Annotated in this window: 21 protein-coding genes; all 21 read right to left on the reverse strand. The window is 32.2% G+C overall.

Annotated features, from left to right (window positions below):
* Positions 1 to 7: 7 nt before the first annotated feature.
* The 21 genes from ACFQ13_RS10435 to cysQ all read right to left on the reverse strand — a co-directional run bounded on the left by ACFQ13_RS10435 (position 8) and on the right by cysQ (position 22,588).
* Positions 8 to 1,117: an MraY family glycosyltransferase gene (locus ACFQ13_RS10435; RefSeq protein ID WP_386117025.1), complete on the reverse strand. Its 1,110-nt coding sequence runs from the start codon at positions 1,115 to 1,117 to the stop codon at positions 8 to 10.
* Positions 1,118 to 1,207: 90 nt separating this feature from the next.
* Entirely contained in the window at positions 1,208 to 1,957 is a 750-nt protein-coding gene (locus tag ACFQ13_RS10440) for a glycosyltransferase family 2 protein (RefSeq protein ID WP_386117028.1), read from the reverse strand.
* Between the two features lie 153 nt (positions 1,958 to 2,110).
* On the reverse strand, positions 2,111 to 3,052 hold the full coding sequence (locus ACFQ13_RS10445; RefSeq protein WP_386117029.1) for a UDP-glucuronic acid decarboxylase family protein: 942 nt from the start codon (positions 3,050 to 3,052) through the stop codon (positions 2,111 to 2,113).
* Positions 3,053 to 3,071: 19 nt separating this feature from the next.
* A complete protein-coding gene (locus ACFQ13_RS10450) occupies positions 3,072 to 3,896 on the reverse strand; it encodes a glycosyltransferase family 2 protein (RefSeq protein WP_386117031.1) in 825 nt (274 codons plus the stop codon).
* 8 nt (positions 3,897 to 3,904) lie between these two features.
* The gene (locus ACFQ13_RS10455) at positions 3,905 to 4,453 is read right to left on the reverse strand and encodes a putative colanic acid biosynthesis acetyltransferase (protein ID WP_386117034.1); all 549 of its coding nucleotides are present in this window, start codon (positions 4,451 to 4,453) and stop codon (positions 3,905 to 3,907) included.
* Positions 4,450 to 5,598 carry a glycosyltransferase gene (locus tag ACFQ13_RS10460; RefSeq protein ID WP_386117036.1) on the reverse strand — a complete coding sequence of 383 codons (1,149 nt, stop codon included), beginning with the start codon at positions 5,596 to 5,598 and terminating at the stop codon, positions 4,450 to 4,452. The genes ACFQ13_RS10455 and ACFQ13_RS10460 overlap by 4 nt, the downstream gene beginning before the upstream one ends.
* On the reverse strand, positions 5,595 to 6,650 hold the full coding sequence (locus tag ACFQ13_RS10465) for a glycosyltransferase family 4 protein (protein WP_386117038.1): 1,056 nt from the start codon (positions 6,648 to 6,650) through the stop codon (positions 5,595 to 5,597). Before ACFQ13_RS10465 ends, ACFQ13_RS10460 begins: the two co-directional genes overlap by 4 nt.
* 8 nt (positions 6,651 to 6,658) lie before the next feature.
* Positions 6,659 to 7,636 (reverse strand): glycosyltransferase, encoded by a 978-nt coding sequence (locus tag ACFQ13_RS10470; RefSeq protein ID WP_386117040.1) that lies wholly within the window; start codon positions 7,634 to 7,636, stop codon positions 6,659 to 6,661.
* The gene (locus tag ACFQ13_RS10475; protein ID WP_386117043.1) at positions 7,617 to 8,816 is read right to left on the reverse strand and encodes a glycosyltransferase family 4 protein; all 1,200 of its coding nucleotides are present in this window, start codon (positions 8,814 to 8,816) and stop codon (positions 7,617 to 7,619) included. Before ACFQ13_RS10475 ends, ACFQ13_RS10470 begins: the two co-directional genes overlap by 20 nt.
* 14 nt (positions 8,817 to 8,830) lie before the next feature.
* Entirely contained in the window at positions 8,831 to 10,132 is a 1,302-nt protein-coding gene (locus tag ACFQ13_RS10480) for a hypothetical protein (RefSeq protein ID WP_386117046.1), read from the reverse strand.
* A complete protein-coding gene (locus ACFQ13_RS10485; RefSeq protein WP_386117048.1) occupies positions 10,116 to 11,147 on the reverse strand; it encodes a glycosyltransferase family 4 protein in 1,032 nt (343 codons plus the stop codon). Before ACFQ13_RS10485 ends, ACFQ13_RS10480 begins: the two co-directional genes overlap by 17 nt.
* Complete coding sequence (locus tag ACFQ13_RS10490; protein ID WP_386117051.1) at positions 11,144 to 11,860, reverse strand: hypothetical protein; 717 nt, start codon at positions 11,858 to 11,860, stop codon at positions 11,144 to 11,146. The genes ACFQ13_RS10485 and ACFQ13_RS10490 overlap by 4 nt, the downstream gene beginning before the upstream one ends.
* 2 nt (positions 11,861 to 11,862) lie before the next feature.
* A complete protein-coding gene (locus ACFQ13_RS10495; RefSeq protein WP_386117054.1) occupies positions 11,863 to 13,011 on the reverse strand; it encodes a glycosyltransferase in 1,149 nt (382 codons plus the stop codon).
* A 6-nt stretch (positions 13,012 to 13,017) separates the two neighbouring features.
* Entirely contained in the window at positions 13,018 to 13,917 is a 900-nt protein-coding gene (locus tag ACFQ13_RS10500; protein ID WP_386117056.1) for a hypothetical protein, read from the reverse strand.
* A gap of 71 nt (positions 13,918 to 13,988) precedes the next feature.
* On the reverse strand, positions 13,989 to 15,263 hold the full coding sequence (locus tag ACFQ13_RS10505) for a lipopolysaccharide biosynthesis protein (RefSeq protein WP_386117059.1): 1,275 nt from the start codon (positions 15,261 to 15,263) through the stop codon (positions 13,989 to 13,991).
* A gap of 904 nt (positions 15,264 to 16,167) precedes the next feature.
* Entirely contained in the window at positions 16,168 to 17,088 is a 921-nt protein-coding gene (locus ACFQ13_RS10510; protein WP_386117062.1) for a hypothetical protein, read from the reverse strand.
* Between the two features lie 3 nt (positions 17,089 to 17,091).
* Positions 17,092 to 18,543, reverse strand: a complete 1,452-nt coding sequence (locus tag ACFQ13_RS10515; protein ID WP_386117065.1) for an MBOAT family O-acyltransferase — start codon at positions 18,541 to 18,543, stop codon at positions 17,092 to 17,094.
* A 123-nt stretch (positions 18,544 to 18,666) separates the two neighbouring features.
* Positions 18,667 to 19,620, reverse strand: a complete 954-nt coding sequence (locus tag ACFQ13_RS10520) for a GDP-L-fucose synthase family protein (protein ID WP_386119422.1) — start codon at positions 19,618 to 19,620, stop codon at positions 18,667 to 18,669.
* Positions 19,621 to 19,649: 29 nt separating this feature from the next.
* Entirely contained in the window at positions 19,650 to 19,961 is a 312-nt protein-coding gene (locus ACFQ13_RS10525) for a four helix bundle protein (protein ID WP_386119424.1), read from the reverse strand.
* 155 nt (positions 19,962 to 20,116) lie between these two features.
* Entirely contained in the window at positions 20,117 to 21,232 is a 1,116-nt protein-coding gene (gene gmd, locus ACFQ13_RS10530) for a GDP-mannose 4,6-dehydratase (protein ID WP_386117068.1), read from the reverse strand.
* 561 nt (positions 21,233 to 21,793) lie between these two features.
* Complete coding sequence (gene cysQ / locus ACFQ13_RS10535) at positions 21,794 to 22,588, reverse strand: 3'(2'),5'-bisphosphate nucleotidase CysQ (protein ID WP_386117071.1); 795 nt, start codon at positions 22,586 to 22,588, stop codon at positions 21,794 to 21,796.
* Between the last annotated feature and the right edge of the window lie 126 nt (positions 22,589 to 22,714).

Below are 22,714 nucleotides of genomic sequence, written 5' to 3' on the forward strand. Positions count from 1 at the left end.
TGCTTTATTAGGCCCCTAAAGTTTTCCGCCCTCCTTTTAACCAATTATATAAAAAGTAAAGCGAATAGAGTATGGTTCCACTTACAAGTAAAATTGCCAATTGCCAATTAATGTCCCAATTCTTAAACATAAAGGTGATACCTATAAGAATACAATTTGTAACTACAATAATAGCCGTGGTTTGTCTATGCGAAAATCCTAAAAATAAAAAACGATGATGTAAGTGATTTCGATCGGCCACAAAGGGGCTTTTCTTATGAATCACGAGTCGTATAAAAAATATACGCAAGGTATCTAGTAAAGGGAAAAATAAAAATGCCAAAACTAAGATTGGAGAAGAGTTGCTATATAGCGCATTGCTTGATAATTCGGATGTATTAATAAAACGAATAGCTAGTACGGCAATTAAAAACCCTAAAATCATAGATCCGGTATCGCCTAAGAACATTTTGTTACGTGTTGAAAAATTTAAAAAGAGAAAAGGCACTAAGGCTCCAATGATTGAAGCTGCTAAAACGACCATACTTATATCACGGTATCGATAAAACACATAGGCAAATGCCACAACAGCCATTAAGGCTAAAGTTCCTGCTAAACCATCAATACCATCAATTAAATTAAAGGCATTTATTATTAAAATGTATACAAAAAGGGTAAACATTACCGATACCCAATACGGCATTATGTAAATCTCTAAAATTCCAGAAAGACTTGCTATACGGGTATTGGTAAAAAGGATAAGTAATCCGGCTGCCAACAATTGGCCTGTAAATTTTTTCCGTGGCGACAAAATAAGAATATCATCTTTTAAACCTAAGAAAAACAATAAGGTAACACCACCTAAAATCAATAATAAGATTTTCGTATCTAAAACAGCACCTATAGTGGTCAAGGTAACCACAATCCCCAAATAAATACCAATTCCTCCAAGATTAGGCACACTACCTGAATGGCTACTACGTCCTCCCGAAAAATCCATAAGGTTTTTAGATTTTGCTACATTTATTATAGCCGGAAAACTAGTACTAGAGACACAAAAAGAAATAAGAATAGCTATTAAAATAAGCCAACCTATATGATCTTGTGGAACAAAATTTTCGAGTAATTCTTTTACCATGTTTATTACATCTGGTTTTAAAACGCAAATATCAGTTAAATATATGAAATCACCGATAGAAATTTAAAATGTTCTTTAAAAATCAGTAAATCAGGATTTAAACTGTTTTATTTTACTTACATTTTTTAAGAAAATTGTCCACCAATTACCAATATTATTACTGCTTATGGCGCGGTAATCTTCCTTAGATTTTAAAATAATATTTTTTATACTTTTATTACTAGCACCACCAACACGCATCTTTACAATTGTTTTTGGTAGATAAAAGAATTTAAGATCGGTCTGCTTAAAAATACGTAAGATAAAATCATAATCTGCAGCAATTTTAAAGCTTACATTAAATGCTCCATAGGCATCGTAGACCTGCTTTTTTACATAAAGTGTTGGGTGCGCTGGCATCCATCCTTTTTTTAATAGTCGATGATTGAAAGGTTGACTGATCCAATTTCGAATAATTTTATCGGTATTCTCTAAGGCTACATAGTGTAAATCACCATACACCCCATCAACGCCTTGTTTTTTAAAGACTTCAACAATAGAAGCTATAATCTGTGTATCTGCCAAAAAATCATCAGAATGTACAAATCCAATAATTTCACCTGTTGCTTTTGCCACACCTTTATTTAAGGCATCGTAAATGCCATGATCGGGCTCTGAACTTAAGTTAATGTTATCATGTTGTTTTGCAGCTGCTTCAAGCTTTGTAAGTGTTTCCTGATTAGATCCACCATCTACAATGATGTATTCGATATCCGGATACGTCTGATTAAGCACCGAGGACATACAATCTTCAATCGTTTTTTCATTATTATATACCGCGGTTATAATGGAGACTTTCATTTATAAATATACAATTGAATTAATATAAGGTGTAATATCAACCTAAATTTTAAACACATTTCTTGTTGGTTTGGGACTCTTGCTTATATACAAAAAAGAGAGTCATCTCAAAACCAACAAGATCTATTTTATTAAGGTAACGCAATTCACAACTTATGCTTTTAATAACTTATCAAAATAAGATATGGTATGTCCTAGACCTTCACGTAAATGAATTTTAGGTTCCCACCCCATCAATTCCTTTTTGGCTAAACTGATATCGGGCTGTCTTTGCATAGGATCATCTTGTGGTAAAGGCTTAAATGTAATCTTAGATTTTGACTGGGTTAAGTCTATGACTTCTTGTGCCAATTCTAACATCGTAAATTCTACTGGATTTCCAATATTCACGGGCCCTAAAAATCCCTCCCTACTATTCATCATACGTACCATTCCTTCCACTAAATCATCAACATACTGAAAACTTCGGGTTTGCTTTCCATCACCATAAATGGTAATATCATCACCTTTAAGAGCTTGAACTATAAAGTTAGAGACCACTCTACCATCTTGAGGATGCATTCTTGGACCATAAGTATTAAAGATTCTAATGATTTTAATATCTACTTGATTTTGGTTGTGATAATCCATGAACAAGGTCTCTGCACAGCGTTTCCCTTCATCATAACATGAGCGTAGCCCTATAGGGTTTACATGCCCCCAATAATTTTCAGTTTGAGGGTGCACGTTAGGATCGCCATACACCTCACTTGTTGAAGCTTGTAGTATTTTAGCGCCTACGCGTTTGGCTAAACCTAACATATTAATAGCCCCCATCACAGAGGTTTTTATAGTTTTTATAGGATTATATTGGTAATGAACGGGAGAAGCTGGACAAGCCAAATTATAGATTTCATCGACCTCAATCATGTACGGATTAATAATGTCATGACGCACCAACTCAAAATAATGATGATCCATTAAGTGTTCGATATTGTTCTTAGATCCTGTAAAGTAATTATCCAAACAAATGACTTCATTACCTTCGTTCAGTAATCGTTCGCAAAGGTGAGATCCCACAAAACCTGCGCCACCTGTAACTAATATTTTCTTCATTCTTTAATATTCAATAAATTTATGATATAATTCCTTTATTTTTCTGTCTGATTTCAAATGATTTAAATACAACCATTAATTCAAAAAGATATTGCAATTTACAGTATTCATAACCAATTCTACCATCTCTAAACCCCATTTTAATAATATAGAAATATAAAAATCTCAACACAGGTCTAAATGGCAATGTAGCACTAATCCGCTTTATAGCACGTCTTTGTTCTATAGTATTTTTAGAAAATAGATTTTTAATTTTTATTTTCTCATTATCCTGATAAAATTGATAAGCTTCTTCTTCTGCATATTTTACATGTTTTTGCAACCAATTTGTAATCCCTTTGGCATAAGAAAAGTGTTCATATGGGGTTGTTAAAAACCCCAATCCTTTTCTTAAATCAGTTTCTCTTTGGCCATGACCATGTTGAATAAATCTTGAATCACCTATTTTATGAAAACGCATTTGATAAACGGGATAATTAGCTGCATACTTAATCCATTTGTCATAAAGCATCGTTTTAGAGGGCACCATAAATGCCCCGTATTCATATTTTTTAATCGCTACTTCACATTCCTTTTTTAAATCTAAATTAAAATGTTCATCAGCATCTAAATGAAACACCCATTGATATTTAAATTTTATTTCTTCGTTTGCAAAATTTCTTTGCTGTGCAAAATCAACAAACTCATTTTTATAAACTCTAGCACCAAATTTCTCACCAATTTCAAGTGTTTGATCTTGACTATAACTATCAATTATTACAATATCATCACACCAATTAATTGATTCTAAACAAGATTGAATAGAACTCTCTTCATTATATGTTAAAATAACAATACTAAACATATCAGTAACTATTTTAGTTTTCTTTCTTTTATAAATTTAGCAGGATTCCCTCCTACGACCACCCAGGGTTCTACGCTTTTATATACTGATGCAGTGGCCCCTACAACAGTGCCTTGCCCGATAGTCACCCCCATACCTATAAAAGCAGAGGCTCCTATCCAAGCCTGATCTGCAATACGAATTGGCGCTACAATCAAAGGATAATTAGACTTCGAAATATCATGAGACGCCGCACATAAATAAGTTTTCTGAGAAACTGTCACATGTGCCCCTATAGTAATTTTTGCAACATTATAACAATCTACCTCTGGTGCTAAGCAACTATATGCATGCATCTCTAAATTCCAAGGCATATAAATACGTACACTTGAATAAACATGTGCAGTTTTATCAATTTTAGCACCAAACAAACGCAATATAAACCGCTTCCACCCCTTACCTATACTTCTTGGTAACGGACGAACAAAAACACTCCATATCACGGTAAATAGAAAACGTGCGATTTGATTTTTGCGACTCAGGTTGTTTTTATATGTGGATAAATCTACTTTATTCATTCTATTACATGTACAAATTTTGGTTGCTCTTCTCTATTTAATATCCACTCATAAAGTTGCGTCATTTGCATAGCCACAGCTTCCATACTGTATTTGTTTTCAATTAATTTTCGACCATTATTACCCATGACTTGTAATTCTTCTTGAGGTTTTGACAACATTCTTATTAGGGCTGTTTTTAAAGGAGCTTTTCCGACATCTATCCACGCCCCACATTGGTGCGTATTTAATTCTTCCCAAGGTGTTCCTTTTGTTGTTATTACCGGCACTTTAGAGGCAAGGGCTTCAGCGACTACAATACCAAAATTTTCACTATAGGTTGGTAACACAAATAAATTAGCATCTTGATATTTTTTCAATTTCTCATCACCAAAAACGGGTTTTGAAATTGTTATAGACTCCTCCAGTTTTAATGAACTTATTAAAGACTTCAAACTATCAATATAGGTTTCGTCTCCATTGCCTACAATTTCAACCTCCCAATCTTTAGTTATTAAAACATCTAATTCTTTCCAAGCTTCAATTAGTAACTCAATCCCTTTTTTAACATGGATCCTAGACAAGAATAATACTTTTCGCTTTTTTGATATTTGTTTTTCATACAAAGGAAACTCTTCTAAATTAATACCATTAGGAATTGTCGCTATGGGATTTTTGTAGCCTAATGCCCTTATGTTATCAGCTTCAGATTTAGCCGTGGCGTGGATACACGATGCTAATCGCAAATCTTTACTTTGAAACAATCTTAAAGCTATTTTCTTTTTAAGCTTACTTTGATTTAGTGACCAAGGTTCTAGCATACCTCTTGGTGTTATAATATAAGGAACATGATGTTTTTGAGCAAAACTCGCCATTTGATGCACTGGTAACTGCCAAAGACCATGGCCGTGCAATAAATCCGTTTGTTCTATAGCTAATTTCTTGTTCAATCCCTTAAATCGACCACTTTTATAAAAGTCATAAAATTTAAGATTTCCATTTTCAACATGAAAATTGGAAATAATAGGATTTTCACTTTTACCAGTGTGTACACAGATATTTAAACAATCATCTGTTTCACATAAACTTTTCACTAAGTGTGTTACACTTCTTGCCGGGCCACCAGTGGAAATATCTATAGATGTAATAATATGATTAACCTTCAATTATCGAATGATTTAATTAAACTTTCTAAATTAGCAGTCCAGCTTTTTGTACCTATTGTTTTACCATATTCTTGACTTTTTTTAGACATATTTAATAATTCAATATCCGATTTTAACGTAAATGCTCTTAATGCGTTTAGTAAAGAATTATTCTCTTTGGCTTCAAAAATCAATCCATTGTCTTTTTTCACAAACTGCTCTGCTGCACCAACTTTGTTCGACACAATTAAAGGATAGCCAGCCAATGCAAATTCTTGCACCACCAATCCCCAAGGTTCAAAGTGACTAGGTAAAACAAAAACACCTCCTTTTTTAGCTTCTGCGACTAGTTGTGACGGTTGCATAAAACCATGATGAATTATATCACTGTCAATTGGAAGTTTATCTATTAAATCTCCTGTGCCATAGCAATGTAATTGCCACTGATCGTTAGTAGATTCCTTAAGTATTTTGAAACAATTTATTAAATCTAATATGCCTTTATGGGCAACATATCGTCCTACAAAAACAAATCTCTTATTGAAATTATCTTCATCTAATTGTCGTGAAAATTTATCATTAGCAACATACCAACCTGTCAAAATATCTTCATCTAAAAATCCTAATTTTTTTGCAAACTCTTTTTGAGCATTCCCTGGCACCCATATTTTAACAAATAACTTTTTTAAAAATAATCTACCATATACACATCCCAAATATTGTTTTAATGTACCATGCCACTGATTATCCATAGTTAAAATACATGGTGTAGATTTGTGCAAATGTTTAACAACATTTATATATTTCTTATTCCACCATCCACTACAAATAATAACATTTGGATCAAACGTTTCTATCTCTGTAAGCAATTCTGACTCATTAAAATCATTTTCATTCTTAAAGGATATCAGATCATTCTTTAAATTAAATTGAAAAGGAGCTTCAGTTTTATCAGGGTCAATTTTAAAAATTAATATTTCATTTTTAGTTGTTGCCACATATGTCTCCAAGGTTTTTAACATATAATCAGATAATCTTGAAAACAGAATGACTACTCGTTTGTTATTATTCATATTACAATTTAATTAAACTGATACATTTTAGCATATGCCGACACAACAGCTTCAATTTCAAACCTCTTAACATTTTCCAAACCTAAATTAATTAATTTATTTCTGTAAGTATCGTCATTAATTACTTTTATAAATCCGTTTCTCATGTCATCAACATCATTAGGATCTACATAATGTACGGCATTAACTGCAATTTCTGGAATTGCAGCTCGTTTGGATGTAATAAGTACTCTTCCAACCTTATTTGCTTCGATTATAGGCATCCCAAAGCCTTCATAATATGACGCAAAACTAACAATATCACATAATTCATAAAGGCTTTTAATCTCTACAAAATCAATATTAAGAAAATTCTCGTATTTAACATTATTTAATTTAAGCATATACAACTGATGCTTAGATAATTTACCAACGATAAAAAGTTTACATTTTATACCAACTAATGCTTTAATTGTGTTTTCTAAGTTCTTATTTTCCTTAGTTCCTAAATGAAGTATTATTGGTGTTTGTGATACTGTTTTTAAACATTTTTTCAACAAAGGATTAACAGGGTTATAAATTACTTCAACTTTTTTTGAAGCAGATGGTACTATTTTTAAGTATTCCTCTTTTGAAAATCGGGAAATAATTGAAATTTTTTTTGATATTAGCCCAGGTAATACTAGCCATAGTAAATTAAGCAAATACTTTTTAATAGGTGAACCCTTAATAAACTTCACATCATGAACTGTAATTATAGTTTTCTTAAAAGGAATCAAGCCAATGTAATACACATCACCTGTAACATGAATAACACCTTTTAAAAACAAGACGTGCCATATATTTAATACTACCGCCTTTAAAGAAGCACCAGAGTATGGCAGTTCTACGACATGAGGATCAATATGTTCGGGAAGACAAGATATGATACTATGAAATAATTCTTCAATACTATTATGTCCTTCTCCACGCTTTCTAAAAATATAATTAACCCTTATTTTTTTCATCTGCAATTTGTTCAAGGGCTTCAATTATTTGATTATGATAATTTTCTACGGTATACTGAGCAGCGATTTTCGCTGCTTTACGGCCTGTTTGTTCTACGACATCTCTATGTTCATACAAATATAACATTTTATCCTCCAAAGCATTAACATCTCCGGTTGACACAACAAATCCGCCGCCTTGTTTAACTGCATCTTTAGCTCCCGTGTTTTCTGATACAATAGCAGGTGTACCGCAAGCCATCGCTTCCACGACAGTCTGAGCCCAACTATCTAAATATGAAGGAAATACAAATACATCTGCTTGTCTATATTGATCAGCCAATTCCTCGTGGTGCATATAAGGAAAATATTGGCACAAATCTTTATTACGTTCCAACAATTCAGATCCGTTTGACATAGGTCCAATTAAAATTAGTTCAGCATCTGACAAATTCAAAGATCTAAAGGCCTCAAAAATCAGTTCTAATCCCTTACGTCTTGTAATTGTTCCTACAAATAAAAATCGGAATTTAGAATTTTTGTTATAATCCATTTTAGGAAAAAAGTTTTCTAACTTTATACCAAGATTCACCAAGAAAATTTTATCTGCAGATATTCCATTAGTCACTAAACTGTCTTTAGCAAAACTAGATAGCGTAAAGATATAATCGGTTTTCTTTAACGCTAAACTCTTACGATTATTAATAAACTGAATGACCTCTGGTGTATAACTATCATCTAAAAAATCATACTCCTTATGGATCTCAACAATTTTATCATGATGAATTTGTGCTAGATCTAAAATTGTAACAATATTCAGTTTTTTAGCTACTTCAAAAGTAGTTAAATTAGCATTTTCGTAACCTATTATTATATCTGGGTTTGAAATTTGAAGTGTTTCCGATACCCATTGATCAAAAGGTTTATATATTTTATTAATTGAATCTTTTTCTGAATTAATGTTACCTAACCTTTCTTTTAAAAATATGGCTGGTTGATGCTCTATTTTATTAAAAGGTATGCCTGAAAAAAAACGCTTTCTAAGCTGAGACTTAATTTTTTTAGGTAAAATATTTGTAAACATTCCCAACTTGTTAGAAGCAAAAATTGTATAAAATTTACCGAGAACATTTCGATTCTCTAAAATTTGCAATAATAAGTTTGTATGTTGCCGACCTGGCTGTGATACATTTATCTTCATTTATTAATAATTTATTAATGAGAGTTAATCTTTTTACGTTCTAATTTTCGCAAATAATATCCTCGATCTACGAGAATAACTCCAATAACATAGAAGACACCTTGGTAGACATTAAAAGTCATCATTGAATTCATAAAAACCACAAATAAAAAGGCTTTTGCTATTAAAGGCAAGTTTTCTGTATATTTTAAAAGAACTAACACCAAAATAATCCTTAAAAACATTAAGATAAATCCCCCCTCTAATACTATTCGTGCTAATTCACTTTCATAACCTCCATATTCTTTAACATAGATTGATTCGCCAAATAATGCATTTGCTCCTTGATAAGTAGCCCCCAAACCTACTCCAAAAACAGGGTAACGTCCCTTAAAGTCTAATATTTGTGCGTAACCACTCGAAATACGCTCATCTATTTGATCTGAGTTTTCTGTACGTTCTTTAAAATTATTATAACTTTTAGTAGTCAAATTTTGAAATGATGGTACCATTAAAATTAGTATTGCTATCACCAAAAAGCCTTGTACAATTAATTTAATTAAAGAACCAACTGTATTACCTGAAAGAAAAAAAGCGATTGTAGTGTATAATAAATAGAAGCCTACCGCACCTCGAGAACCACTCATCAAAGCCATTAGAAGACCTAAACCCAAAACACTAAATGTTAACCAATTGGGAAAACGCCGTATCATTAAAAACCAAGCGAGACAAGCGAACAGAGGTGTAACAACCTGAAAACCACCTATATAACTAAACGTACCTGAAACCCTCACTGCATCACCTACTATGGCATTATTAGCTTGACCACTAGCTTGTACGTTTAATATATGTGTTCCTGGTAGGGTATATTGCAAACTGGCTAAAACAAACTCTATAACAAGAATTAACAACAATAATGGTACTAATCTTTCAATTTCTATCCATTTATGTTTTTTTAAATATGCTAACCAAAGCATAAAAAAACCTAAATGTAATAATATCCCAAATACACCATGAAATAACGTGTGATTCATTGGATTAATAGCCGTTAAACAAACATAATAAACATAGACTAGCCATATTATTGGTGAAGTAATTATCATTGGTAATTTACTTCTTGATACGATTCTATAAAATATAAATGGAAGAAATAATTGCCCTAACAAAACAACATTACTTACTACTCCTGCCCCAAGCACCCATTTACGTAATGCTCCACTGAAAACAGTAAAAACTACAATTACCCATAATCCTCTAAGAATCTTATTTGTTTCAGAGTTCAACGTTTTTGGAAAAATGTTTTTAGGACTAAAAAGATCCTTAAGCTGTTTTAACATGTGTTTTAAAATATTTTAAATAAGCTAAAGCAACCTGCTTAGGTTGGTGTTTATATAAATGTTCAGACACCAACTTATAACGTTTATCCCACTCTTTTGGTTGAGTTAAAACTGATTGCAATAATTTAGCTAAAACATTTACATTCCCATTAGGAAACGTCCACCCACAAGCACCAATAGCTTCTTTCAAACCACCTCCTTCGCAACCTATAACTAAACACCCTGCACCTAAACCTTCTAAAGCCACAACACCAAACGGTTCTTCCCAAAGAGATGGTATTACCATTAATTGATGTTTATTTAAAGTTGAGGCTAACAATTCACCTTCTAACTTACCTAAAAACTGAACTTGCTCGGGCAAATTGTTATTAGCATAATCTTCCAAACTTTTTTTTTCAGGTCCATCACCAATTACAGTAAGCTTAGGATTAAGTTGAGTATCAAATTCACCCATTTGTTTTAGTGCTTGCAGAAGCATATAGCATCCTTTATCTGAAACTAATCGCCCTAAAAACACCAACTCTATAGTTTTTTCTATTTGATTATTTACCTTAAATAACTCATTATTGTAAGGGTTAGATATCACCTTCCCTTCAATACCTAAATCGCTTTGTATAGCATTACTAATAAAACAATTATGAACCAAACGACTCATCCATCGTTTTAAATAAGATGATACTACTATTTTACCATTAAAATGAGTATTATACCAAGTATGATGAATAACAAATACTTTGTGACGATATAACCAATCTGGAAAAACCTGTTTCAAACTTATACAATTATGTAAAACCACATCAGCATTATGTAATAGCTCCCCATATTTTTTTAACGATATATTACGAAACACTGCAAAAGACCAACGGTCTTTATCGATTTCAGAACCCAATGGAGTCTTAGTAACCACAGATACTTCATGGCCTAACTGAGAAAATTCATTTGCTAATACTTCAGCTACAGTTTCCATACCACCTGTTGACGGATAAAAAACGGATGAATACATCAATATTTTCATGAGTGCATTTTTTGCTGCTCTCCAATAATTATATTGTTCTTATGAGCTGAAATTAATTGATATAAATGCGCTGCTTCATCATCTAATTGTGGGATTTGATTAATATTTTCAAACTCCTTTACGGTTTTAGATCTAAAATCTAATAAAACTTCTTCGTCTAAATTACATAAATTGGATAATCGCTTAGCCCAACTTACCTCATCTAAATCCATAAGTTCTTCATATGTTACTGCACAGCCACCATAAATAAATAATTGAGCAAAACAGGTCTGATTAACACTCATATAATTTTGTTTATGATCATTAAAAGTACCGCCACTTTTTATCATACTACTTCTTAAGTAATCATTAAATTTACGATAAATAAGTATTATCCTTGGCTCAAAACCAGCCTCTTTAGCAATATTAGCTATATGTTCAGAAAACGGTGGGTATTTAACAAACTTTGAGGTTTTAAATAAGGTTTTAGCAATCGCTATTGCTTTTTTTCTTTCGCGATTACACAATCTATCAGAAAAACGTTTAAAGAACAATGACCTCTTTACATGTTTTATTAATCGCATATAATCTTCATGCTCATAAGCCCCTGAACCCCTATACCAATCCTCTACAATTGGCATATTAAATTTTGCTCCAGAATTAGCAAGTAAAGCTGAAAGAAGACTTGAACCTGAACGCTCTGTCCCTGTTACAATATAAACGATATTATCCATAATTATTTATATTTTAAAAATTTAAGGTATTTTGAAATTATTGTTTCGTAACTTAAAAAAGTAGAATAAAAAATTTCTGACTGTGTTACTTGCTTTGATAAATTCTCATGATTTTCTAGACATCTTACTATAATTTCTGATGCTTTATTCACATTATTAAATGGCACAAATTTTATTCCACTCTTTTCTATTAATAATGTATTGGTCATATCGCCTTTAGTTGCAAAAATAGGCAAGCTTGCAGCAAAACCAGCAGCAAGAGAACCACTTTTATTACAAGTACCTCCATTGCCTTTTTCACCTACATTATCTAACATTATAAATGCATCACTAGATTTTAAATATTTAAAAACCTCTGACGCCTCCAGAAACCCAGTAACACATACTTTATTTCTTATGTTTTTTGGCAAACCATTTAAATCTGCATTAACCTTACCTATAATCAACAAAACACTGTTTGGTTTTATTATCAGAATTTGCATAAATAGTTCAAGGAGCAATTGATGATTGCGGTTACCGAAAGTGCAAAATATAGTTTCTCCATTTGCTCCTATATTGCTGCGTAATTTTAAAATTTCTTCTTTATTTACAGTAACTGGTAAAATATTAGAACCAATTGGTATAAGAGTTATATTAGAATTCCATTTTTGCAACTGGTTTTTATAACGATCAATACTGGTAATTAGCTTGTTACTTTTACTTGCTACGAAGCGTGCTATAAACCGTTGGCTTAATGCTACATATACATACTTAGGATGCGACCAATTGTAACGCACATATGTCTCGTGAAAAGTAGTTACCAGATTAACCGGCAAACTCTTAACTTTTTTAAAAAAATATAATAAAGACCAAGGCGTAGCATATTTATTATAAGCACTTGGCACGTATTGAAAAATAACATCGTCAATAGACTTATTATCAATGAAACTCAAAACTATTTTCCAATCTTCAATCTCCCAATTTCCACCTATTGCGTTTACAGAAAAACCCTCATTTACATTACTCCAATATTCTGAAATACCTTGATCACTACGACATATTACGGATATTACATGTCCTTGACTTACGAGTTCTTGCGCTATATGATATGTATAATCACCGACACCACAACTAATGGGCGGAAAATTATTTGTTATAAGTAAAAGTTTCACTATACTTTAAATTTTAAAAAAACTACGCAATTTAGACTTTAGTTTCCAATATTGTATATTATACCTAACTATGGGCATCATCCCTTTTGGTAATTTATATTTCTTAGAAAGTTGAGCTACATCTTGTTCATTAAATTCGTAGCCTAAATTATTAGCAAAATCTAAAATTTCTCCATGTAAATGGTAATTTCTCCACTCTTCATTTACAGGAAACGTTTCACGCATAAATTTTGCTAATTCATTTTTAGAAACTTCTCGTTTTAATAGCTTATCTGGATTAAGATTTAAAAACGTTAAGACCTCATCAGATTTAGAAAAATTAAAAAGCTCTTTAGACTTTAAAACTAAACAGGGTACTTCAGGACTCTTAGATTTAAACTCAAAAGCCTCTTTATAAACAACGCACCACCAATACATACATTTCTCATAATGATTCATACTCCCCCATTTGCTTTTATAGGAAGGCACAATAGAATTAACATCATAAGGACTCACTTCATGGTGATGGGTATAAAATGTATTTTTATGATAATTTCCCATATTAGCGCGAGAAAAAGCAAAACTAATAGGATCTCGATGTAAGATAATAATTTGAAATTGCTCTTTAAAAATGGCTTTTAATAAAGGGGCTAAATGATAAGACGTCCAGCCCGTTTCAATGACATGTCGATGCTTTAATTCCTTTTGCCAATGTTTTATATAAGCCATTAATTTAACATTGTCTTTCAATGCTGCTATTTCATGCGACTCATATTGTCGGTTATAAATTTTGGGTTCTGAAATTTGAACAGGTATATCTTCATGAGCAATATAACAATCGTCATTAAAATTTTCTTTTAATAGTTTATATAAGAACGTACTACCGCTTCTACCAGCATTTAAGACCAATGTAAATTTATAGTTCATCTCTATGTTTTGTTTTTGTTCCGTTTAAGTCAATAGTCCTTAAAAATTAAATACCTCCATCAATCTCATTATCACTTCCTTATTTGAATTAAAAAATATAAAACTCTAACTAAATATATTATAATTGTTGTTAATATAGAGTAAATAATAATTCCTTTTAAGGTGGTCAAATCTACTAAAAATGCAAAAGAAAACTGGATAGCAATCATAAAAGAAATATAAAATACTGGAGAAACCACTATACCTCGAGAGGTTAATAATTTATTTGTGGATGTACTAAATAAAAGAATACAACCGTTAATAGCCATCAAGAACAACTCCGTATTTAATCCAAAATAGTTTTCTCCTAATATCAGTAATATATAATCAGTAAAGACGTAGACACCCAACAAAATAAAAAATGATATAAATAATAAAATAATTTGAATCGTAAAATATTCTTTTTTTAAAACACTTGGATCATTTTTAAGTTTAGAAAATCTAGGAACCAATATATAATCTATCATAATAATTACAAATGTAATTAGCATAGTAATTCTGCTTAGTGCTCCGAGTTCTGCAATTGAAGCCGTATCTCCAAATATGGAAACAAGCCAAATAACGAGTTGACCAGATATTGTGTAATAAATAGATTCTGGCAAAATTCGTTTTACAACTCTTAAAATATTTTTACGTATCTCAGCATTTGGCTGTTGCTTAAAATTAGCATGTTCTTGAGCTATAGCCCTTAATTTTATATTACCATAAATTCGAGGAACACCATTTGCCAATATCGTTATTGCAGCAAATGGAAATATAAATATGGTTGACAATAGTATAACAAGCCTCCCAACACTTACTGCTACTTGGTTCTTTTGTAAAGGCTTTACATTATGATTGAGTTTTGGTACAATTTGCAATAAACTGTCTGATAAACCAGCGTAAAAAGCAGGAATCAATGATACTGAGATTAAAATTGAAGCCATCCAACTTGCATCATTGTCCAATAACAAATAAAGAAGAATAGGAATCGTTAGGACTAAACTAGCAATAGCAAATTTTTTCCTCAAGTCTAAGCCCGTAACTAATACTTCTCCTAATTTATCCTTGTCTTGCCAAACCTTCCCTCCTTCTGCCATAACTCCTTGAGCAATACCGGCATTTCCCAAAACTGTCATAGCCCCTAACATGGTATTAGCTAATATATAAAGTGCATACTCTTTGACAGGCAAAAATCTTATAATAACAATCCCACAAACAAATCCTAATACTTGAACGATGATTTGTGCAGAAGCGGTTATGCTTATTAGCTTAGCCCAATGTTTAATAGAGTTATTCAATAACTTCTTATCTGGAAAAAAATTCATTTTAGGATATTACAAACATTAATTAAAGGCATTGCAAAATTTGACATTTTAAATTAAAATATAATGTTAGACACCGCAATAATCAGCTCAAAAGAAACACTTTCAACTATAAACCTAGCCACTACGATCGTATTAATTTTTAGGAGTATATAGATAGCAGATAGATCTTTTTAATTAAAGTCATCTAAATGCTAATTTGGCAAAAATACATAAAACCCTAAGACAGGCAACTTTAAACATAATAAATAACAAGTTATAAACAGTCGCAGCGTGTGTTCTATTTCTTATCTCTATTTTTCAAATACGAATACCAAAAAAGTATCTCAGTATAAAGGAATAATTGAATATCCTAAGCCCTCCTTATTTTAATTACAAAAAACAGAAACGCTTTAGGTAAAAAAATATCAAGAATTAAAAAGGACTGTATTATTTTAATATTTACTCACTAATAATTGCTGGTTCCCCGTTTTAAAGACAAGAAATCAATCTTTTATAGAAAGCTTTTCTTTTTAATAAAATGAATTAGACCACCAGAGCACAAATCCGTACCGATACTATTTAAATTTGTTTGATCCAAGAAATAAACAGTTGATTGAGATAATATATTTTTTGATTATAAATCTGTAAATTAGTAGTCTAAGCATTCAAATACTGTATACGATCTACAAATTCAGCATTTAGTACTCGGTAACAAGGAGGTATAATAGTTAACCTTAGTCCCATAATTCCATTCCTCCTTGTTATTGGATGATTACATTGAAGTTAAATACTGATTATAATATTATACACCTCTACCGGAGTTTTAAAATCAAATTTAGACAAACTCGATTAAAGGAGTACAAACAGTTTAAACATTAAATAGTTCTTTTAAGCTCTACTATAATCTTACACTTACCTAAAAACATTAATGCAGCTCTAGACCGTTGTCTTTTATAAAGTTTATAATCTCTTGGGTGTATATGGCGGCACCTTTATTATTTAAATGGCTATAGTCTGCAAAATTATCTTTTTCTTTATAAGCCTTTTCATTTATTTCATGCGTATAAAATAATGTATTCGGAATTGCTAATTGTCTCATTCTCTCAATCCAAATCTCATTAACTTCCCTAAAAACTGGGGCTGTAGCCAAAATTAATTCAATATCATTTTTTAAACATTTTTTCTGCAAGTTGATTAAATTTTTAATCTGTAAGTCTTCCTCATTAAATCTATTATACTCCTGCTTACTTTTATAACGCCAAACTAAACTAGAATCATGACCCTCAATAGGTTTTGCGCCATATATAGTATCTATAACTCCTTTCTTCCGCAAGTTAAAATTAGAACGATTTAATTGGTGTAGTATAAATAATTTCGATAACACCTCATTCTTTACGCCACGTACATACAAACATTCTCTTATTTCTTGATACTTAGCTAAAGGGTTAAGTCTATCAATTCGAAATGCTTTTGCATTACCATACAGCCCCTTATTCATGAGTTCGAAATCATCATCAACCAATTTAATAATTAATTTTGGTTTTTGATTATTTTTAATAAGCTGATCTAAGATAAAACCCTGAAACTCTGGCGTAGAGCCACCATAAGAGAGATTAAATACCGATTCAGTATTTAAACTGTCTTTCATTAGTTGAACATCTATATTTCTTTGACCTCTTGAAGAACCTAAGATTATTATATCCTTATTTATATTTCCTTCTAAAATCATTTCTAAACGCCTATCGTAATCATATTCAGGAGCTTTATTACGAATAATGATAAACAATTTATCAACCAAGAAGATCAATAATGCAAATAATACTATTTTAATAAGAAACTCTTTCATGCCCTAAAATTGAAAATAAATAAATGTTTGCTCCTTAGTCGAAAAAAGAAAAAGACAAATTACAATACCTGTATACAAGCCCCATCTAAAAACTCTATTCCATTTTAGACCAATACGCTGAAGACCAAACTCAGAATCTCTACCGAACCATTCCAATAACAAAAAGAAAAAGATTAAAGGAACTACGAGAAGTTCTAAAGGTTTCATCGTGGCAAAACTAGGAACTGTAAAAAAAGATGTATTAAATATCCCTGCTATATAACTTAATGCATGTTGCATATTCTCTGCTCTAAAAAAGATCCAAGCTAGAACAGTAAGCAAAAATGTACGTAGCATTTGATAGCTTTCATGCAAGCTAGGAACTATTTTATTTTTTGCTATCACATCTAAGTTATTACGATTATTATTAGTTAATAAAAGTGGTAAAAAATAAATAGCATTTAATGCTCCCCAGACCACAAAAGTCCAATTGGCTCCATGCCAAAAGCCACTAACTATAAAAATAATGAAGGTATTTCTAATCTTCATCCATAACCCACCACGACTCCCTCCTAAGGGAATATACAAGTAATCTCTGAACCAAGTAGACAATGAGATGTGCCAACGTCTCCAAAATTCAGCGATATCTCTAGAGAAGTATGGAAACGCAAAGTTCTTCATTAAATCAAAACCAAAAAGCCGAGACGTCCCTATAGCAATATCTGAATATCCTGAAAAATCACAATAAATTTGAAAGGTAAAAAACAAAGCCCCTAGAAATAAAGTACTTCCAGAATAGTCTCCAGAGTTGTTAAATATATCATTGGCAAAAACGGCACAATTATCTGCGATTACTATTTTTTTAAACAATCCCCAGAGAATTTGACGCATGCCATCTACAGCTAACGTATAATCAAATTTTCTTTTTTTATAAAATTGAGGCAGTAAATGTGTAGCTCTTTCTATTGGGCCAGCTACTAATTGAGGAAAAAAGCTTACAAAAGCAGAAAATGCAATAAAATCTGTAGTAGGTTCTAATTTTCGTTTGTAAACATCTATGGTATAACTTAAGGTTTGGAATGTGTAAAAACTAATACCAACTGGTAAGATTATATTTAAAGAATTTCCTTTTATCTCTGTTCCAAAAAAAGAAAAAGCTGTTATAAAATTATCAAGAAAAAAATTGTAGTATTTAAAAAACCCAAGAAAACCAAGATTGACTAAAATACTAATCCAAAGCAGGACTTTTCGCTTCTTTTGATTTTCTTCTGTTTTAAGGCCTCTACCAATAGAATAATCAACTAATGTACTGAACACTATTAATAATAAAAATCGCCAATCCCACCAGCCATAAAATAAATAACTTGCCGCAACTATTAATAAATTCTGAAGTTTTAAATTCTTGTTTGTTACAAACCAATAGAGAATAAAAACAATTGGCAAAAAAATAGCAAAGTCTATAGAGTTAAAAAGCATTCTATTAAATTATTCTATATTGTACTGTAAATCAACAATTCACAATATTAAAAAACTGTTACCGTGGTCTAAAACAACAATATTCTAAAAAAATTAAAAGTAGATAGACCTCTAATACCGAACTTATATACTAACTTTTTTATAATAGTCTTGGTTTTTCTTAAACCAATTATAAGTGTCTTTTACGCCTTGTTTTAAGGTGTAATTTGGTGCCCAACCTAAGGCTTGTAACTTAGAGCTATCCATCAGTTTACGTGGCGTACCATCGGGTTTTGAGCTATCCCAAACAAGTTCTCCTTGATGGCCAACTATCCTTTGTATGGTCTCTGCCAGTTCTTTTATGGTTACATCAGTCCCGGTTCCCACATTATACAAGTGTTCTGGTAATACGTTTTCTACGGCAAAGAGCACGGCTTGAGCTAAATCATCGACATGTAAAAACTCGCGCATTGGCGTACCACTACCCCATAAGCTTACTGGCGCATTATTATTGGCTTTAGCTTCATGGAATTTACGGAGCATTGCCGGTAACACGTGAGAACTCTTTAAATCGAAATTATCATGAGGCCCATAAAGGTTGGTTGGCATTAAACTCACAAAGTCTTTGCCGTACTGCTTTCTTATAGCTTCACAAGCTTTTACGCCCGCTATTTTAGCAATAGCATACCATTCGTTTGTTGGCTCTAAACTATCGGTAAGTAAATACTCTTCTTTTAAAGGTTGCGGTGCAAATTTGGGATAAATACATGAGCTTCCTAAAAATATAAACTTTGAGATCTCAGCTTTATGAGCCGCATCTATCAAATTATTCTGAATCTGAAGATTCTCCATTAAAAATGGATAAGGATTTTCATTATTCGCTAAAATTCCCCCTACACGGGCTGCGGCATCAATGATAACATCCGGTTGTTCTGTATCAATAAAATCGATAACCGCTTGTTGATTTCGCAAATCAAGTTCCTTACTGGTTTTTCCAATTAAATTGGTGTAACCTTTAGCTGTTAAAGCTCTCCAAATGGCAGAGCCTACCATACCACGGTGCCCTGCAATATAAATGCGTGATTCGGGATGCGTCATTTGTTTTTCGTTATTCGTTGTTTGCAATTCTATTTTGTTTTAAGAAAGCGAATAAGACCATATATTAATTTTGTTAATCTTTCTATATTTTCAGTTAGATTCTGAATATCATCAATATATTTTAATCTTTTTGCTAAAAGCACTTGTGTTTCAACTTCAGCTAATGACCCTAGAGCGATATATAAAAATTGAATAAACTCTTTATTTCCTTTTCGTCCTGCACCTTCTGCTATATTACTCGGAATAGAAACGGCTGCCCTTCTAACTTGAGCGGTTAGCCCATAAACTTCTTCCGAAGGAAAACTTTGAGAACACTTATAAATGTCTTCCACGAGATTCATAGCTTTTTTCCAAGCATCTAAATCTTTGTGGGTTTTCATTCTTTACTGTTCTTTATTTGTGATTCGTTACTCGTTGTTTGTGATTTGTAATTCGTGATTTGTGATTTGCGATTCGTGATTGATACCATCACCTATCACCCGTAACACATCACTATTTATTCAAAATAATTCATGGTTTTATACCCTCCATCTTCAAGGTATTGCTGTTCTGTCATCAATTTTATATCACTCTCCATCATGTCTTTCACCAAGTCATTAAGATCATACTGACATTCCCAACCTAATTTCTTTTTAGCTTTAGAAGCATCACCTATTAATAGCTCAACTTCTGTAGGTCTAAAGTAACGCGCATCAACCGCTAAAACTTCTTTACCTATTTCTAATTGATATTTTGGATTATCACACTGCACAACGAATGCTTTTTCATCTTCACCTTCACCTTTAAACTCTAAAGTAATTCCAACTTCAGCAAAACTCATTTTTACAAAGTCACGAATACGAGTCGTTTTTCCTGTAGCAATCACCCAATCTTCAGCTTCATCAGCTTGAAGAATCATCCACATCATACGTACATAATCCTTAGCATGCCCCCAATCGCGCTGGGCATCTAAATTTCCTAAGTAAAATTTATCCTGTAAACCTAAGGCAATACGTGATACAGCTCTGGTAATTTTACGCGTTACAAAAGTTTCGCCTCGAATAGGCGATTCATGATTGAACAAAATTCCGTTACAAGCATACATGTTATAAGCTTCTCGGTAATTCACTGTAATCCAATAGGCATACATTTTTGCAACTGCATAAGGCGAACGCGGGTAAAAAGGGGTGGTTTCTGATTGCGGTACTTCTTGTACTTTACCGTACAACTCTGAGGTTGATGCTTGATAAATACGGGTCTTTTCCTCTAAACCTAATAATCTTACGGCGTCTAAAATACGTAAAGTTCCTAAACCATCGGCGTTACCTGTATATTCTGGAATTTCAAAAGAGACGGCAACATGACTCATTGCTGCTAAATTATAGATTTCATCGGGCTGAATTTCCTTGATTAAACGGATAAGGTTTGTACTATCCGTCATATCGCCATAGTGGAGATAAAAATTCTGATGATCTACATGCGGGTCCTGATATAAATGATCAATACGATCCGTATTAAATAATGACGAACGGCGTTTTAAACCATGAACCTCATAACCTTTCTTTAATAAAAACTCACTAAGATATGCTCCGTCTTGTCCGGTAACTCCAGTAATAAATGCAACTTTACCCATAAAAACTATTGAATATTACAGTAATAAATGAAAATTATTTAAGTGCACAAAGCTAATAAATTATAAGACTTTGAAGTCATTCTTTTATGTAAAATGAAAATTAAATTTTTCAATAATCAACTCATTATAAAAACTTAAGCATTATAATTTATACTTTTCTTAACACCTAATAAAGAAAATTATGAAACCCCTTTATACCTAACACACTTATTTTAAAACCCCTACATAGAACACTTCCTATTTATAAGCTTTACCTTAAGTCATTTTTTAATTTCGGAATGCTATTGCATATACAGATTCTATAATATTGTAAAGCGCTTTTTAATAGCCTTGCCAACCAACATCAGTAGCAACGGGTTCTAAATTAAACTACAAACCGGTATCATTTTAAAATACCAAAAAAAATATTCCTCTTAACAACTTACAATACTCATAGTGCTATAAAACAAAAAAATTACATAAGGTTTCATTAAGAAACCCTATGTAATTCTTTATTATTTGAATAAACCTCTATTTGATACAATATAAGACCTTTAAAACGGCCTACTCGCACAAACTTGTTTATTTGGCTTGTACTAAAAACCAATGGTTCAGTAACTCTTCTCTATTATACAACATGGGTTGTTTGGTCTCCCAATCTATAACCTCAAAACCGGCGTGTTCGCAAATGGCTTGTCCGGCGGCGGTATCCCACTCCATAGTTGGTGCAAATCTCGGATAACAATCGGCTGTTCCTTCGGCTACCATACAGAGTTTTAAAGAGCTGCCTTTAGAGATAAGATTGACCTCACCATGTTTTTGGCGCATTTCATTAATATAATCTTCAGTTTCTGGAGACCTATGCGATCGGCTTGCGACCACGGTAAAGGTTTTATCCTCACGCGTGATAGGTAATTGCACTCCTTCTTCCAAAAGACTTTCAACCTTATAATTCTCAAGATCTACCGTGACTTTGTAAGCCCCATCGGCATTCGTAGAAAAGTAAAGTTCTTTTAATACCGGCACATAAATAACGCCAATGGTTGTTTTTTGATTTTCAACCAAAGCGATATTCACCGTAAACTCTCCATTACGTTTAATAAATTCTTTAGTCCCATCTATAGGGTCTACAATCCATAACTGATCCCAATCTTGGCGTTCCGAGTACGGCAAAGCCTTACCTTCTTCTGAAAGTACAGGAATACTCGTATTTTCCAAAAAAGACATGATCACATTATGAGACGCAATATCTGCTTTGGTTAAGGGCGAATTATCCCCTTTAATTTCCACACCAAAATCATCGGTATTGTATATGTTTAGAATAGCTTTACCTGCTTCTAAGGCTGCTTCTATTGCTATTTTTAAATTTTTATTCATGCTCTATTGGCTTTTGGCTGTTAACCTTTAGCTTTTAACTCCTTAATGTTTGTTGGTTCGGTTTTCATGATACTAAGAATGAGATTGCCCTACTTCATCTACGCTCAGCACAGGCTAATCGTTAGC

Origin of the sequence: Winogradskyella rapida, from assembly GCF_042675845.1 — a bacterium.
GTDB lineage: Bacteria > Bacteroidota > Bacteroidia > Flavobacteriales > Flavobacteriaceae > Winogradskyella > Winogradskyella rapida.